Source organism: Pseudomonas sp. PKS, from assembly GCF_051913525.1.
GTDB classification, from domain to species: domain Bacteria; phylum Pseudomonadota; class Gammaproteobacteria; order Pseudomonadales; family Pseudomonadaceae; genus Aquipseudomonas; species Aquipseudomonas guariconensis_D.
In genome coordinates this window covers 12,836-28,683 of sequence record NZ_JBEGDO010000019.1, presented here as the reverse complement: position 1 = coordinate 28,683, position 15,848 = coordinate 12,836, and the positions used below count along the sequence as shown (strand labels likewise).

At 63.1% G+C, this 15,848-nt stretch carries 10 protein-coding genes; 8 read left to right on the top strand and 2 right to left on the bottom strand.

Translation table 11 applies throughout. The features are described from left to right. Nucleotides 1–125 precede the first annotated feature (125 nt). The 4 genes from ABOA88_RS18025 (at nucleotide 126) to ABOA88_RS18010 (ending at nucleotide 9,037) form a co-directional block, all read left to right on the top strand. Nucleotides 126–1,046, top strand: a complete 921-nt coding sequence (locus ABOA88_RS18025; RefSeq protein WP_196168511.1) for a LysR substrate-binding domain-containing protein — start codon at nucleotides 126–128, stop codon at nucleotides 1,044–1,046. 165 nt (nucleotides 1,047–1,211) lie between these two features. Further along, entirely contained in the window at nucleotides 1,212–3,572 is a 2,361-nt protein-coding gene (locus ABOA88_RS18020; protein WP_367851095.1) for a DNA polymerase II, read from the top strand. A 75-nt stretch (nucleotides 3,573–3,647) separates the two neighbouring features. Further along, complete coding sequence (locus ABOA88_RS18015; RefSeq protein WP_367850928.1) at nucleotides 3,648–8,204, top strand: NEL-type E3 ubiquitin ligase domain-containing protein; 4,557 nt, start codon at nucleotides 3,648–3,650, stop codon at nucleotides 8,202–8,204. A gap of 269 nt (nucleotides 8,205–8,473) precedes the next feature. Beyond that, entirely contained in the window at nucleotides 8,474–9,037 is a 564-nt protein-coding gene (locus ABOA88_RS18010; RefSeq protein ID WP_196168509.1) for a DUF4174 domain-containing protein, read from the top strand. A gap of 53 nt (nucleotides 9,038–9,090) precedes the next feature. Here the strand turns inward: ABOA88_RS18010 and ABOA88_RS18005 are convergent, their stop codons facing one another. Then, nucleotides 9,091–10,047, bottom strand: coding sequence for a DMT family transporter (locus tag ABOA88_RS18005; RefSeq protein WP_367850927.1), 957 nt, complete (start codon nucleotides 10,045–10,047; stop codon nucleotides 9,091–9,093). A gap of 107 nt (nucleotides 10,048–10,154) precedes the next feature. On the opposite strand from ABOA88_RS18005, the gene ABOA88_RS18000 reads away from it, so the two are divergent. Continuing rightward, on the top strand, nucleotides 10,155–11,039 hold the full coding sequence (locus ABOA88_RS18000) for a LysR family transcriptional regulator (protein WP_196168507.1): 885 nt from the start codon (nucleotides 10,155–10,157) through the stop codon (nucleotides 11,037–11,039). A 188-nt stretch (nucleotides 11,040–11,227) separates the two neighbouring features. Next, nucleotides 11,228–12,388 (top strand): GGDEF domain-containing protein, encoded by a 1,161-nt coding sequence (locus ABOA88_RS17995; RefSeq protein ID WP_196168506.1) that lies wholly within the window; start codon nucleotides 11,228–11,230, stop codon nucleotides 12,386–12,388. 59 nt (nucleotides 12,389–12,447) lie between these two features. Here the strand turns inward: ABOA88_RS17995 and ABOA88_RS17990 are convergent, their stop codons facing one another. Beyond that, the gene (locus tag ABOA88_RS17990) at nucleotides 12,448–13,263 is read right to left on the bottom strand and encodes a protein phosphatase 2C domain-containing protein (protein WP_367850926.1); all 816 of its coding nucleotides are present in this window, start codon (nucleotides 13,261–13,263) and stop codon (nucleotides 12,448–12,450) included. A gap of 292 nt (nucleotides 13,264–13,555) precedes the next feature. On the opposite strand from ABOA88_RS17990, the gene ABOA88_RS17985 reads away from it, so the two are divergent. Together ABOA88_RS17985 and mqo are read left to right on the top strand one after the other, a co-directional pair. After that, entirely contained in the window at nucleotides 13,556–14,035 is a 480-nt protein-coding gene (locus ABOA88_RS17985; RefSeq protein ID WP_196168504.1) for a VOC family protein, read from the top strand. 214 nt (nucleotides 14,036–14,249) lie between these two features. After that, a complete protein-coding gene (gene mqo, locus ABOA88_RS17980) occupies nucleotides 14,250–15,839 on the top strand; it encodes a malate dehydrogenase (quinone) (protein WP_196168503.1) in 1,590 nt (529 codons plus the stop codon). Nucleotides 15,840–15,848: the final 9 nt, after the last annotated feature.

The window sequence follows — 15,848 nt, the reverse complement described above, 5'->3', positions numbered from 1 at the left end:
GCAAGATGTATGCGGTTTCCGTTGTAAATTTGTGATTTAACAGCATTTTCTGGGAACCCTCCGACGTTGTAAAACGTGTGGAACTATGACCTACTATTAGTCTTACTCATGCTTTGGGCAGGACCATGTCAGAACGGATTCAAGCACTCCACGCCTTGCGCGCCTTCGAAGTGGCCTCGCGCTACGGCTCCTTCACCCGAGCAGCCCAGGAGCTGGCCTTGACCCAGGGGGCAGTCAGCCATCACGTCAAGACGCTCGAGGCCATGTTCGGCTGCGACCTGTTCGAGCGGCGCGGGCCCAAGCTGCGCCTGACTGAGCATGGCCGGTTGCTGGCCCAGGAACTCAAGGTAGGTTTCAAGATCATCGAAAACGCCTGTGCCTTGCTGCGTCAGGATCGCTATGGCCTTCGTCTGAAGGCGCCTTCGACCCTCACTGTGCGCTGGTTGCTCAAGGCGCTGGATGGCTTCAAGAAAATCGACAACAGCTGCACTGTGCAGTTGTCGAGCGTCTGGATGGACATCGACACGGTGGACTTCTATTCCGAGCCCTACGACTGCGCCATCCTGTTGGGCAATGGACGCTTCGCGGCCGACGTCGAGAGCCTGAAGCTGTTCGACGAGTGGCTGATCCCGGTGTGCCATCCTGACTACCTTCAAGGCGCAGAGCCAGGGCTGTCTGCGCTGCAGCATTGCGACCTGTTGCACCCCTCGCCGGATCGGCGCGACTGGCGGCGCTGGCTGGCACGGATGGACGCCCAGGACATCAGCATCGACCAAGGGCAGGTTTTCGACACCCTCGACCAGGGCATTTCGGCGGCCCAGCAGGGCCTGGGCATCTCGGTGGTCGATCTGGTGCTGGCCAGCGCCGACCTGGCCGCAGGCCGTCTGGTGACGCCGTTCAAGCATGCGGTGGCCACAGGTGATGGCTATTACATGACATGGCTCAAGTCCAGCCCCAAGGCGCGTCACATGCAGCGCCTGCGTGACTACTTGCTCAGCCAGGTGCCACCACTGGCGTACAAGGACATCGATTACCTCTACGGCTGATCAAGCCCACCGCGCGGATCGGCCTGGCCTGTGGAAGCGGGTTTACCCGCGAACGAGCCTGAACCCGCAGCACTGAATGAATGGCCCCACGCAATCAAGACAGTCGCTCCTGTCACGGCGCGGTAGAATGACGCTTTGCCAACGAACATGATCGAGGTCGACGCGGTGCAGTTGCAGCAGGGCTTTGTCCTCACCCGCCATTGGCATGACACGCCCGAGGGCACCTGCGTGGAGTTCTGGCTGGCCACCGACCAGGGCCCACGGCAGTTGCGCCTGGCGCCGCAGGTGTCGGTGGCGTTCATTGCGGCTGGGCAAGGCGAGCACGCGCGGCTGTTGTTGGGGAACGAGCAGGGCGTGGAGCTGCGCCCGCTTGGCCTGTGCGATTTCGACCAGCGTCCGGTGCTGGGCTTGTACTGCCGACAGCATCGTCAGCTGATGCAACTTGAGCAGCGCCTGCGCAGTGCCGGCATCGAGGTCTTCGAGGCCGACATCCGCCCACCGGAGCGTTACCTGATGGAGCGCTTCATCACCGCGCCGGTGCTGTTCAGCGGCCAGGCCGATGCCCAAGGCGTGATCTGCGACGCCCATCTCAAACCCAACCCTGACTACCGCCCTACCTTGCGCCTGGTGTCGCTGGACATCGAGACCAGCGAGCGCGGCGAGCTCTACAGTATCGCCCTGGAAGGCTGCGGCCAGCGGCAGGTCTATATGCTGGGGCCGGCCAACGGCGATACCCGCGAAGTGGATTTCGACCTCGAATATTGCCAGGACCGCGCACAGTTGCTCGAGCGCCTGAACCAGTGGTTCGCACATCATGATCCGGACGCGATCATCGGCTGGAGCCTGGTGCAGTTCGACCTGCGCCTGCTGCATGAACATGCCGCGCGCTTGCAGGTGCCGCTGGCCCTGGGGCGCAACGGTGCGCCGATGACCTTGCGCGCCCATGGCAGCCGCAACCATGTGTTCGCCGATGCCCCAGGCCGGCTGCTGATCGATGGCATCGAATCACTGCGTTCGGCCACCTGGAGCTTTCCGTCGTTCAGCCTCGAGAGCGTCGCCCAGACCCTGCTGGGCGAGGGCAAGGCCATCGACTCGCCCTACCAGCGCATGGACGAAATCAACCGCATGTTCGCCCAGGACAAGCCTGCGCTGGCGCGCTACAACCTCAAGGACTGCGAACTGGTCACGCGTATCTTCGCCCATACCCGTTTGCTGGAGTTTCTCCTGGAGCGCGCCACGGTAACGGGCCTGCCGGTCGATCGTAGCGGCGGTTCGGTGGCGGCGTTCTGTCATTTGTACATCCCGCCCATGCACCGATTGGGGTATGTCGCGCCGAACCTGGGAAGCCGCCCGGACGAAGCCAGCCCCGGTGGCTTTGTCATGGATTCGCGCCCTGGGTTGTACGACTCGGTGTTGGTGCTTGATTACAAGAGCCTGTATCCCTCGATCATCCGCACCTTCCTGATCGACCCGGTGGGGCTGGTCGAGGGCCTGGCCCAGCCGGACGATGCGCATTCGGTGGAGGGGTTTCGCGGGGCCCGGTTCTCCCGTACCCGGCACAGCCTGCCGGCGATCGTCGAGCGGGTCTGGCAGGGCAGGGAGGCGGCCAAGCGCGCAGGTAATGCGCCGTTGTCCCAAGCATTGAAGATCATCATGAACGCCTTCTATGGCGTGCTGGGTTCCAGTGGCTGTCGGTTCTTCGACCCCCGGCTGGCATCGTCGATCACCATGCGCGGCCATCAGATCATGCGTCAGACCCGGGCGCTGATCGAAGCCCGTGGCTTCGATGTGATCTATGGCGACACCGACTCCACGTTCGTCTGGCTCAAGGGGGCGCACAGCGAAGGGGCCGCCGCGCGTATCGGTCGCGAGCTGGTAAACGAGGTCAACCAATGGTGGCGCCAGCACCTTGAGGCAACCATGGGGCTGGACAGCGCCTTGGAATTGCAGTTCGAAACCCACTATCGGCGCTTTCTCATGCCGACCATCCGCGGCACCGACGAGGGCAGCAAGAAGCGCTACGCCGGCCTGGTACGCCGCGCCGAGGGCCAGGAAGAGATGGTCTACAAGGGGCTGGAGTCGGTGCGCACGGACTGGTCACCGCTGGCGCGGCAGTTCCAGCAGGAGCTATATGGGCGTATTTTCCGCGGGCAGCCCTATCGGGATTATGTGCGCGATTTCGTACGGCGCACCCTGGCCGGTGAGCAAGATGATTTGTTGGTCTATCGCAAGCGTCTGCGGCGTCCCCTGGCCGACTACCAGCGCAACGTGCCCCCTCATGTGCGCGCCGCGCGCCTGGCCGATGAGTACAACAGCCGTCTGGGGCGGCCGCAGCAGTACCAGAACGGCGGCTGGATCAGCTACGTCATCACCACGGCCGGTCCCGAGCCATTGGAAAACCAGCAATCGCCGATCGATCACGAGCATTACCTGTCGCGTCAGTTGCAGCCTGTGGCCGACGCGATCCTGCCCTTCGTCGGTGATGACTTCGGCACATTGACCGGTCGGCAACTGCTGCTGTTTTGAGGTAGTAGCTATCTAGCGTCCACCTGCCAAGCCAGGCCCCTAGCCTCGTCGCTCCCAGACAATCAGGAGATGGATATGGGCGACGAGGCAGACAAACCAGAAGTGAACGACGCAGGTCTACTGACAGCAGAACGTGCCTATCAGGACGGCTTCATTGCCGAACGCTTGCCGCAGTGGATGAAGTCGGCGACGCCGCAGCAACTGGCTCGGCTCGGGGAGACGATGGGCGAAAGCGTCGCGCTGCGTTCGCACCTCAAGCGCGTTCTGGCGCGGATCGAGGCGCTGGACGGCTTTCTCAAATCCAAGCTGCAGGCAGCGTTGCGAACGCGTTATTCGGCTCAGTTCAACCTGCATCAATGGAGCTTTATTGGCGGACACCCGGAGCCTGTGATCAACACCCAGCCGGTCGGCGTCCATCTGACTATGCTGCAGTACGACAAACGCTCGCTACTGGAAGCGGCAGTGCGCAATTTCACGGCCCAGGAGACCGAAGCGGGCGGGCAACCGCGTGGCAATCGCCTGACCAGCGCCAGGCAGGGCACGATCAAGGCGCCGTCTGCAACTGAGTTTGCCAAGGTGTGCCGTGAGCTCGATCTTGGCCGCGCGTACCAACAGCATCTGGACGACGTCCTGAGTGGGCCTGTGACAGATGACAAGCCGGCGTGGACCGTCCTGTCCTTGCTGGCTGACTGGAGCCGCCATGCCATGCTGCTCGATGCCTACAAGGCCCGTGACAGCGCTGGACTGAGCGAGCGCGAGCTCGAGTCGATTGCCAGGCTTTGCGCGAAGGATGAACCGCAAGGCAAGGCTTCACCCGTGACGGCGCAGCGTCTGAGCCTGTTGGACTGCGACCTGCAGCAAATCGTGGTCATCGATGAGTCGCACAACGACGCCAGGGTGCTGCTCTACGTGCCTGGCGATCCAAACGGGGCCTGGAGCGCGTTCTCCAGCCTGCGCAAGCTCGCCAACGAACTGGGCAGGCGGCTGCGCAGCCAGGCCTACCAGACGTTCTTTCGCCGCTTCGTGCGCAGGCGCGACAGCCACACGTTCTATTCAATCGTGGTCCCGGCATACGAGGACTTGGCAATCTGGGCCAACATCAGCCTGGATGAAAGCCTCGCGCCCTACGGCACGCCGTTTTTTTCAGCGCTGGCTCATGCGCGCATCGAGCAAATAAAAGACGACGCGAAGGTGATCGTGGCGCCGGTGGATGAACTGGACCGCGCGTTGCAGCGCGAACATGATGAGCGCCTGGCCGCCGAGGGCCAGGCCTTGTTGTCCGCGGCCGGCCTGTTCGTGCCAGTGCTTGGTGAGGTACTTCTGGCCGCTAGCGCCTGGGACGTGCTTGGGGACGTCTACCACGGCATCGAGGCCTGGCAGGACAACCGCACCCGGCTGGCCTGCAAGCACTTGCTCAATGTGGCTACCGCGGTGGCCGTGGCCAGCGCTACCACCACGGCTGTCGGTGGGGTACGGTCATTGATGGCGCGCTCTAGCGTGGTGGACGACCTGGTGCCGGCCCATCTGGAAGATGGTTCGACAAAACTTTGGGACCAGGACATCACGGCCTTTCGCAGTGAAGCCCCACCTGCGGGCGCGACGAGTGACGCCGCCGGTATCTTCCGGTTGGGGGCGCGGGCCTGGATCAAGATGGAGGGGCACTACTACGGCGTGCGCCAGCGAACCGAGGATGGGCAGTGGCAATTGCTGCCGCAGGCAGGGCACGGGCCGCTGTTGCGACACAACGATGCAGGTGCCTGGCGGCTGTGGTGCGAGCAGCCGGCGAACTGGGAGGATGTCCATTACCTGTTCCGTCGCCTGGGAGGGCACTTCCGGGAGCTGGATGATGAGCGGATCGACCTAGTCCTGAGCTTCCATGGGTTGGAGGCAGAGGATCTGCGGGGCCTGCACGTGTATGGCCGGGCGCCGGATGCCGGGTTGCTGGATAGCACGGTCCGAGCCCATCTGGACCAGCGTATCCGCGACATGGTCAATCGCCTGCGCTCGGGCCAGCAGGTGGAGGATGCCTTTGCATTGCAGGGTGCCCAACGCCTTCCCGGTGCGGCCGAATTGCCAGACCAGGCGTTGGCCGAGGTGGTATGGCAGGCTCGGCGGGCGTTGCTGCAGGATCTCTACGAGCACATGCCCAACCGCGAGAGTCTCGGCAGTACGATGCTGCGTCAGGTGTTTCCCCGCTTGCACTGGCGCGCTGCGCAAGGGTTGGTGGACGCGGCGACGACCATAGACCGGCAACGCCTGCTCGACAGTGGACGTGTGCCGCTGCAGTTGGCTGAAGAGGCCAGAGCGTGTGCACACAACCTGCGTGTGACACGCGTCTATGAAGCGCTGCACTTGGACACGCCGCAGGACGCCGATGTGGCCCGGGTCGCCATCGGCATGCTGCGCTACTTGCCCGGCGCTGCCACGGGTATCCGCTGGCGTTTGCTCGAGGGCAGTGCGAGCGGCCCCTTGCTCGTTGCGAGCGAGGAGGGGGCCACCGCCTGTGATCTGATACATGTCGATGGCAAGTTCCTGGTCGTCGCCCCCCAAACGAACCTTTTGGGCGAGCCGCGTGAGTTGTTCGACGCGATGGCCGCCGCCTATGCAGGCCAGCAAGCGGCCACGGCCATGGGCATCGCTGATCCCTTTGCCCACAACTTGCGCGTGCTGCTAGCTCGCCAGGCGATCGATCGGCCCAGTGAGGTCAGGGAGCTATTGAGCAAGGGGCAAGGCAAGGATCGCTGGCAGGCCCCGCTGCGCCAGGACGATGGCCGTCTCGGCTACCCTTTGAGCGGGCGCCTGACCGGCAGCAGCGCGCGCAGAAGGGGGCCTTGGATGATCCAAGTGGAACTGCGGCGAATCTATCCCACCTACACCGATGCCCAGATCAGCGCTTGGCAGGTGGCCATGCAGCGTGCCAGCAGGGATATGGCGGTAGAGGTTCGTCAGCTTCGCCACGCACTGAAGACCCTGGAGCAGACGCTCAATGCCTGGCTCACAGCCACCACCGCGTTGTTGGCGAGGTCGGACCGCCGGAGGGTCATGGGGCAGTTGCTGGCGTGTTGGAAACGCATCACCGACGACGCTGCGCCGTTCAATCCGTTGGGGGGCGAAAACCGGTTGGAACTCAACGGCCTGAGGCCAGGATCCTTGCCCCCGCTGCCTAGCCGAAGCTTCTCCCATGTCTCTGAATTGACGATTCTGAACATGGATCTGGGCCACGTACCGGAGTACTTCCTGCAAGCGTTTCCCAACCTTCGGATACTGCGAGTCAGCGGCAACCGACTAACTCGACTGCCGGCGCACCTGCACCAGCTACCGCGCCTGCGTGAACTGAACCTGTACGACAACCGGATCATCCTGGATGACGACCAGGTATCGGAGCTGGCCCGCTGCTCTCGCCTGGAGTACATCAACCTTTCGCACAACCCTCTGGGGCAGGCGTTTTCCGTCGGCGGCTTTGCCAGGCTCAGGCGCCTGCTTCTGCGCAACACGTTGATCGATGCGCTGCCCCCCGGATTGCTGGAGTGCGCAGACTTGGACTATGCAGACCTGAGCGACAATCGAATCAATCGGATACCGCCGATGTTCCATCAGGCCCCCCTGTGGCTCAGGCATCGTGTGTTGTTGATGGGCAATCCACTGGCCGAACAGGATGTGCAGGCCTTGCGTGTGGCGTTCCAGTCAATCCAGGGAGTCAATACTCAAGCCATCGCCTGGAGCGGTACCGTCGCGGTCCCGGAGCGTGACCAGATGCTCGAACTGTGGCACGCGATCGAGGCTGTTGAGGGCTCGGGCGGGATAATGACGGTCCTGCGCAGGCTGCTCGATACCGCGGATTTCCAAAAGCAACCCAAGGTACTGGCCAGACGTGTACTGAACATGCTGCGAAACATGCATGAGCAGACTGATTTGAGGACCGAGTTGTTCACCCATGCCGACGATGACCTCACCTGCCAGGACAGTGTGACGCTGCGTTTTACCAATCTTGAGGTTCGGATGTTGGCGGTCAAGGCCAAGGCCCAGGCGGGTGCGGAGGCGGGGGCCCAGACGCAGGCGCTGCTTGAGTTGGGGCGGCGTCTGTGGCGCCTGGCACAGGTCGAGGATCATCTTTTCAGTTTCCTGCGTGCCCAGGCCGAGGCCGGCACCCCACTTGATGAGGTCGAGGTGATGCTGGGCTATCAACAGGCATTGCGTGGCTCACTTGATTTGCCCATCGAGGCGAGTGAAATGGCGTTTCCTGAGTATGCCCATCTGGATCCGGCACGGGTTGATCGGATCCGCGCCCGGGTACGCGCCGCAGAACAGCAGGAAGCGCTGGCCAGCTGGATGGTGGATCAGGATTTCTGGCGTGAGCATCTGTTGGCGGAAAACGCTGAGCATTTCGACCAAGGCAACACACGGCATCACCGAAAGCTGGAGCAGTTGACGGCGCAGCGGGATGCGCTGATGCAGCACGACACCCAGACGCAAGCCTTGTCGGCCCAGGCGCAGCAACAGGTGGAGAAGATCGAAACCCAGATGAAACAAACCCAGAGGTTGCAGAAGGCTGACGAGCGATACGAGATGCGTGTCCTGACCAACCGGCTGCTGGAGACAGCCTTGGCGGATGTCAGCATTGATGCCCGTTGATGTAGGTCGTGCCGTATGAAGGGCTGGGTACAGCCCTACACGAACGCTGTCAGCGCCTGCAGCTACTGCGCTGCCTGGGTGGCTTTGGACTATGCTCAGTTCGGGGCCGGCGTTTTCTGCAGAGGTCGCAAGCCTGGTTGGACGGGCTGCTGGTAATGGCAAGTTACCTTTCGCCTTTTCACCTGGTTTGTCGGGTGGTTTAGGCTCGCACGTCGGATCTTTCTCAATGATCTGTAGTCTTTGAGTTATCGAGAAATAAGGAGATGCGCATGCTCGTCCGGTCACTGACCCTCGCCACTCTGCTTGCCCTCGCAAGCCCTGTGTTCGCTGCGGACAGCGATGCTCCGCTGGCCAAGGAACTGGGCAAGGCAAGGCCCTTGGTCATCATCGCCCCCAGCAGCGCCGACCCGACCTTGCGCGGGTTGAACGAGGCACTCCAGGACCCCGCTACCCAAGCTGCCTTCAAGGAGCGCAGCCTGGTGCTGTACAGCGTTGCCAATATGATGGGCAAGCGCGAGGACAAGAACCTCGAACAGCAGACCACCATGGCGTTGATTCGCGAACTCAAGCTCGGCGCCAGCAAGGGCACCAAGGTGATCCTGGTGGGCAAGGATGGCGAGCGGCATGTGCTCAAGGATGACGACAGCGGCGAGAAAATCGATCCGCAGGTGATCATCAAGGCCGTGGACGAACTGCCTGCCAGTGAGAAGGCCGTCAGCGCACCGGAGCCTGTGGCGGCTTCCGAGCCTGCTGAGCCCAAGTCCAAGGGCAAGGACAGCAAGCCTGCCAAGCCGGCAAAGCCGGCGGCACCGCCCAAGCCGCTGGAGGACTGATCGGTACAGGCGCGCCGGTTGCTCTGGCACCTCGCCTGCCTGATGAGCAGACCCTACGCTTCGGCTTGCTTGGGCTGCGTCGAAGCTGCCTGTTTCTTCGCAGGCTTCAGGCGCGTCACGCCGTACAACACCAGCGCCAGGCCCGCCAACTGATACCCCGAGATCTGCTCACTGAGGATCGCCCACGACGCGAGCATCGTCAGCACCGGCCCCAGGTTGCCCACCGCCGCGGTATGGGTGGGCCCCAGGCGCTGGATCGCCAGGGCCACCCAGTAGATCGGCAAGACCGTGGAAAACACCGCCATCAGCGCCGCATGTATCCAGATCGCCAGTGGCTGCTGCCACAGCTGGCCGATGTCCGCCACCAGCAGGTAGTGCGCCAGCACCATCAATGACGAGGCGATGCCGCAGAGCCCGGCCAGACGCATCGAACTCATGCGCTTGAGCATGATGCCGGTGCCCGAGTAATAGAGCGCATAGCTCACCGCACTGGCCACCACCCACAACGCCCCCCGCACCACCTGCTCGCCGACCCCGGCCACGCTGACATCGTGTACGAAGGCGATGCCCAGGCCCAGGTAACACAGGCCCATGGCCGTCAGGGTCCGCAGGGTAGGGCGTTCGCGCAGGGCGATGGTCTGGAACACCAGTACGAGCGTGGGATAGGTGAACAGGATCAGCCGCTCGAGCCCGGCGCTGATGTACTGCAGACCGTAGAAATCGAACAGGCTCGCCAGGTAGTAGCCCAGCAACCCGAGCCCTGCCACGCGCAGACCATCCCCAAGCCCCAGCTTCGCACCGGACTGGCCACGGCTGAGCCAGGTCAGCCAAGCGAACAGCGGCAGCGCCAGGCCCATGCGCATGGCCAACAGGGTGATAGCGTCCACCGGACCTGCGGCATAGGCCAGCTTGACGAAGATGGCCTTGAAGCTGAATCCCAAGGCTGCCAGCACGGCGTAGAGACCGCCGTTCTGGATCGCAGTCTGAAGGCGAAGGTGCAAACGCGTCATGGCAAAGTCCACGGCAATTGAAGGCAGGACTTATTCTGTACAGAACGGGATGTGGCTAGAATCGCTTTTTCTCGAACATGGCTTTCGCTTTTGGAGAACGCACAAGGATGCACTTCGACTTGCCCGATCTGCGCCTGTTTGCCGCAATTGCCGTCACCGGCAGCCTGAGCAAGGCGGCGGCGACCATCCCGGTGGCGGTGTCCGCCGCCAGCACCCGCCTGCGCCTGTTCGAGTCACGCTGTGGCTTTGCCCTGTTCGTTCGCAAGGCCGATGGCATGCAGCTGACCCCCGCTGGCCGCCTGGTTCTGGAGGCGGCCCGTGGTGTGCTGGGTGAGGCGCAGAAGCTGCAGGACACCTTGAAGGAATTGGCAGGTCAGCGGCGCATCACGCTGCACCTGGCGGCTTCCACCGTCAGCAACAGCACGCTGTTGCCAGCGGTGCTCGGGCCGTTTCTGGCCGACTATCCTGAGGTCGACCTGCAACTGGTCGAGCACAAGAGCATCGATGTATTGCGCGTGGTGCTGGCAGGCGAATGCGAGATCGGGGTGTATGACGGCAACCTGATCAACGAAGGTATCGTCTCGCTGCCGTTTCGCAACGAGCGCCTGGTGATGCTGGTGCCTGTGGATCATCCCCTGGCCGGGCGCGAACAATTGCGCCTGGCCGATGCCCTGGGTTACCCGTTCGTGTGTCTGCCGGCAGAGCGGGCGATGCAGCGCTTCGTCGAGGAGCTGGCGATGAATCTGGCCATGCCGTTGAAGGTGCGTGTGCGCGCGCCGAGTTTCGAGGCCATCGCTCAATTGGTGGCCCAACGCGCGGGTATCGCCATGCTGCCGGAAACCGCCGCCGTGCGCGCCGAGCAGGAACTGGCGGTTCGCAGGGTGATCCTGGAGGAGCGCTGGGCCACCCTGGAGCTGCGTATCTGTTTTCGCGACTGGGAGCGCCTGAGCTCCCATGGTCGGCAACTGGTCAGCTATCTGTCGACGGCGTAAGCCCATCGGATACGCTACTGTCATTTTGATATTTCGTGGCGACGTCGTTGTGACGTGTTCGTGTTCGAGTGGTTGCCCGCAAGCTGCTTATTATCGTGGGCCATCCAGTCGGTTGGCGACCTGCTAAAAGAGCATCCGAACGCTTACAATCCACGCCCTTCAATACGATCGCTCAGGCCTGTCCGCTCATGGCACTAGACCCCCTCACGATGTTGACCATCAGCATTGCCCTTGCCGCCGCGGCTGCTTTGTACCTGGCGGTCGAATGGCGCACCGTGCGTGCCACCTCGCTGCTGTTCTGGGCCGCTGGGTTCGCCACCATCAGTGTGGGTTCGACCTTGGCATTGTTGCGCGTCAGTGGGCTGATGCTCATCGGGGTGTGGTTCGCCAATGGCTTGTTGGTGTTGGCGCATTGGTTCTTTCTGGTGGGTGTGGCGCGGTTTACCGAGATGCGGCTTTCCCGTGGCTGGTACCTGTTGCCTGTTGTATGGCTGATGCTGTTGCTGCTGCCCGAAAGCCCGCAGTGGTCGAAGGTGATGTTGCTGGCTAACTCGCTGCTGGTGGCCTTGCCCACTCTGTGGGCCTGCGTACTGCTGCGGCCCCATGGCAAGTCGCTGCGCGTGGGTGCGGTGCAACTGCGTTACGTGCTGCTGGCCCACGGCATCTTCTACCTGGCCAAGATGATTCCCCCGTTGGTGCCGGGGACGTTGATCGATCTGGCGGCCTTGCGTGGCGCGATCATCCAGGTGTCGCTGGTCGAAGGCGCCATGGCGATCATGCTGATCGCCTTGTCCATGACCGGCACCGAGCGCCACCGACGCGAACGGCAGATCGCCCGGCTGGCGGCGCGCGATCCCTTGACCGCCCTCTACAACCGGCGGGCCTTGGAGGCACGCGCCCCGCGTCTGCTCGAGGACGTGGCAATGGACCGCCCTGGTGCGCTGTTGCTGATCGACATCGACAACTTCAAGATGGTCAACGACCTGCATGGTCATATTGCCGGTGATCGTCTGCTCGTCGCGTTGGGCGAGATGATTCGTGCATCGACCCCTGCCAGCGCCTTGGCCGCCCGGTTGGGCGGCGATGAGTTCGTCATCCTGCTGGGTAACGCGACCCGTGAAAAAGTCGAAGGGTTGGGGAGCGCCTTGCGTGAGCAGTTCCATCGGCTCACCGCGCAGAATTTCGCCACACCTGCGGCGGTCACCCTCAGCATCGGCGCGAACCTGTTCGACCGTGCACCTGCCAGCCTGGCGGCGCTGATCGAACAGGGTGACGTTGCGCTTTACGAATCCAAGCGAGGCGGGCGTGACAGCATCCGCCTGGTCGATCGCACTCAGCCAAAGGCGTAGCGAATTGTTGCCTTGGCATCTGGATCGAGCCGGCCCGGCTCGGTCGGTGTTCTTTTTCTTCAGCCCACCCGCAACCAGATCGCCGATGCGTCGTCACTCATCTTGAACCGTGGGTAACGAATACAGGCGGCGTCGTCGCGCTCGATCTGCCGCAGGCGCAGCGCAAGTGCCGCCAGGCCCTGCTCGCGCAGTTGGGTCATGAAGGTTTCGGGCGTGCAGGCCTGGTAGGTATCGAACAGGGCCGCGAAACCATCGCTCATCAGCACCAGGTCGTCGCCGCGGCTTACCGGTGTGCGGGTATAGACGGTACCGGCCTTGGCCATCTGGGCATCGACACTGAGCACGGCCTTAGGACGTTCCCGGGCGATGCGCCGATCTGCCTGCACGGCGGGCGTGCGCACGCCATGAGCCCCGGTGCCCGGGCCCAGGGCGACCGCCTCGGCGCGCTCGGTTTCGCGGTCCGGCTCAGGTGTCAGGAAGGCAATGCCGCGTGAGCTGCGATGGAGTACGACACAGTCCGCCAGGTGGGCGCAGACCACCTCGTCATCTTCCAGGGCCACCGCCGCGAACGCCGCGCGGGGCAGCTCCCAGCCGGCGATCGGCTCACGTTGGCGGTCGCGTTCGTAGGCGGCGGCCAGGGTCGCGAATACCCGTTCGCAAATGCGCTGCAAGGGCCCGCTTGCGCTGACAAAGGCAGCCTGCGCCGCCGCTGCCAGCCAGGCCGCGCCCCCTCGTTCACCCAGCAGGCCAGGCGGGCCCAGGTCGGTTGCGCCGTCGATGACCCAAGCATGACGGCTTGCACAGCCAATACGGTCGTCATTGGGAACATCGGCCTTGCCGGCCAGGTTGATACTCTGGATCAGATCGAAGTGCATGGTGTGTCGTCTATCTCGTTCGAAAGAGGCTTCGACAAGCGCGGCTACTTTGAGTTGTGTTGCGCCGGTTCGTTGTACAGGCGATGCAGGTGAGGCAGCGCCGAGCGGTCCAGAGTAGGCCAAATGCCGTTTCAGTTATGTAGGAAACCACCGTGAACCACGCCCGCACTGCGCGACTATCGCCTAGCGCATCCGCAATCGTCTGCAACCGACGAAGCGCTGGGCCAGGCCATCGCCTGCCAGGGGTGAGGGTCTAGACTCTAGGCTTTGCGATGTGATCGTGGAGGCTCCAATGCCCAGTAAAAATACCCTCTGCCTCTGGTTCGACGACGATGCCCTGGAGGCGGCGACCTTTTATGCCAAGACCTTCCCCGACAGCGCAGTAGGGGCGGTGCACCACGCACCGGGCGACTACCCATCGGGCAAGGCTGGCGATGTCATCACCGTCGAGTTCACCGTAGCCGGTATTCCCTGCGTCGGCTTGAACGGCGGGACGGCGTTCAAGCACAGCGAGGCGTTTTCGTTCCAGATCTGCACGGAGGATCAGGCCGAGACTGACCGTCTGTGGCAGGCCATCGTCGGCAACGGCGGCCAGGAAAGCGTCTGCGGCTGGTGCAAGGACAAGTGGGGCATCTCGTGGCAGATTTCCCCGCGAGTGCTGCTCGAGGCCATGGACAACCCAGACCGGGCCGCCGCCAAGCGCGCATTCGACGCCATGATGCAGATGGGCAAGATCGACATCGCCAAAATCGAGGCGGCGCTCAACGGTTAGCGACATCACGCTGTGCCGCGCCCTGGCATAGCCCGCTGATCAACTGGCGGGCTATTGCCAACTGGTGGCTTGTGGAAAGTTGCGCTAACTATCTAGAGGGCTGACTTCGCTTGCGAGGCCGATTCAGGCGCAGGGGCGGCAGACCGATACGCCGCATGAGCCTTGCGCACGACAGGGAGTACACAACGAGGCATCACGTCTCGCAGGAGGGAACATGAACACCACGAAGACGTTGAGATGGGCCTTGGTGGGCCTCACGTGCGGCATCCTCAGTGCCCAGGCCGCCGAGACCAAACGGGTCGATGTACTGTTGGTCGGGGGCGGGATCATGAGCTCGACCCTGGCGGTCTGGCTGAATGAGCTGGAGCCGGGCTGGTCGATGGAGATGGTCGAACGCCTGGACAAGGTCGCCGAGGAAAGCTCCAACGGCTGGAACAACGCAGGCACCGGGCACTCGGCCCTGGCAGAGCTCAACTACACACCGGAGAAGAACGGCAAGATCGACATCACCAAGGCCATCGAGATCAACGAGTCGTTTCAGATCACCCGGCAGTTCCTCGCCTGGCAGGTCAAGCAGGGCGTGCTCAAGGACCCGCATTCGTTCATCAACACCACACCGCACATGAGCTTCGTGTGGGGTGACGACAACATTCGCTTTCTGAAAAAACGCTACGAGGCCCTGCAGGCCAGCCCGCTGTTCAAGCCCATGCAGTATTCGGAGGACCCGGAGCAGATCAAGCAGTGGGTGCCGTTGATGATGGAGGGCCGTGACCCCGCGCAGAAGCTCGCGGTGACCTGGACGCCCATCGGCACCGACGTCAACTTCGGCGAGATCACCCGCCAGTACGTGGGCTACCTGCAAGGCCGACCGAACTTCGACCTTAAGCTCTCGAGCGAAGTCCAGGACATCACCCGCAACGATGACGGCTCCTGGCATGTCGAATACAAGAACCTCAAGGACGGCACCACGGCTGCCACCGACGCCAAGTTCCTGTTCATCGGTGCGGGCGGCGCCGCCTTGCCGCTGCTGCAGAAGTCGGGCATCCCCGAAGCCAAGGATTACGCGGGCTTCCCGGTGGGCGGCTCGTTCCTGGTGACCGACAACCCGGCCATCGCCCAGCGGCACATGGCCAAGGCCTACGGCATCGCCGCGACCGGCGCGCCGCCCATGTCGGTCCCCCACCTGGATACCCGTGTGCTCGATGGCAAGCGCATGATCCTGTTCGGTCCATTCGCCACCTTCTCCACGCGGTTTCTAAAAGAGGGCTCGCTGCTGGACCTGTTCGCCAGCATGTCCGTGCACAACACCTGGCCCATGGTGCGCGTCGGGGTGCGTGAGTTCGACTTGGTGCAGTACCTGATCGGGCAATTGATGCAGTCCGACGATGACCGCTTCGAGGCGCTGCAGACCTACTTCCCGCACGCCAAGAAAGAGGATTGGCGCCTGTGGCAGGCGGGGCAGCGGGTGCAGATCATCAAGAAGGACCCGGAGCTTGGCGGGGTGCTCAAGCTCGGCACCGAAGTGGTGATGGCCAAGGACGGCAGCATTGCCGGCCTGCTGGGCGCCTCGCCGGGGGCCTCGACCGCACCGCCGATCATGCTTGACCTGCTGCACAAGGTGTTCAAGGACAAGGCTGCCTCTGCGACCTGGCAGGAGAAGTTCCGGCAGATCATTCCGTCCTACGGGATTCGCCTGAACGACCATCCTGACAAGCTCGAGCAGGAATGGGCCTACACCAACGAGTTGCTGCAGTTGGCGCCACCGTCGAGCCACGGTGGTCAGACCGAAATCGCAGCGCCTTAGCCTGCGTGA

What these genes read in the sequence shown, in the direction of transcription:
- ABOA88_RS18025 (WP_196168511.1), top strand. Translation starts at nt 126, where the DNA reads ATGTCAGAACGGATTCAAGCACTCCACGCCTTGCGCGCCTTCGAAGTG.
- ABOA88_RS18015 (WP_367850928.1), top strand. Translation starts at nt 3,648, where the DNA reads ATGGGCGACGAGGCAGACAAACCAGAAGTGAACGACGCAGGTCTACTG.
- ABOA88_RS18010 (WP_196168509.1), top strand. Translation starts at nt 8,474, where the DNA reads ATGCTCGTCCGGTCACTGACCCTCGCCACTCTGCTTGCCCTCGCAAGC.
- ABOA88_RS18005 (WP_367850927.1), bottom strand. Translation starts at nt 10,047, where the DNA reads ATGACGCGTTTGCACCTTCGCCTTCAGACTGCGATCCAGAACGGCGGT.
- ABOA88_RS18000 (WP_196168507.1), top strand. Translation starts at nt 10,155, where the DNA reads ATGCACTTCGACTTGCCCGATCTGCGCCTGTTTGCCGCAATTGCCGTC.
- ABOA88_RS17995 (WP_196168506.1), top strand. Translation starts at nt 11,228, where the DNA reads ATGGCACTAGACCCCCTCACGATGTTGACCATCAGCATTGCCCTTGCC.
- ABOA88_RS17990 (WP_367850926.1), bottom strand. Translation starts at nt 13,263, where the DNA reads ATGCACTTCGATCTGATCCAGAGTATCAACCTGGCCGGCAAGGCCGAT.
- ABOA88_RS17985 (WP_196168504.1), top strand. Translation starts at nt 13,556, where the DNA reads ATGCCCAGTAAAAATACCCTCTGCCTCTGGTTCGACGACGATGCCCTG.
- mqo (WP_196168503.1), top strand. Translation starts at nt 14,250, where the DNA reads ATGAACACCACGAAGACGTTGAGATGGGCCTTGGTGGGCCTCACGTGC.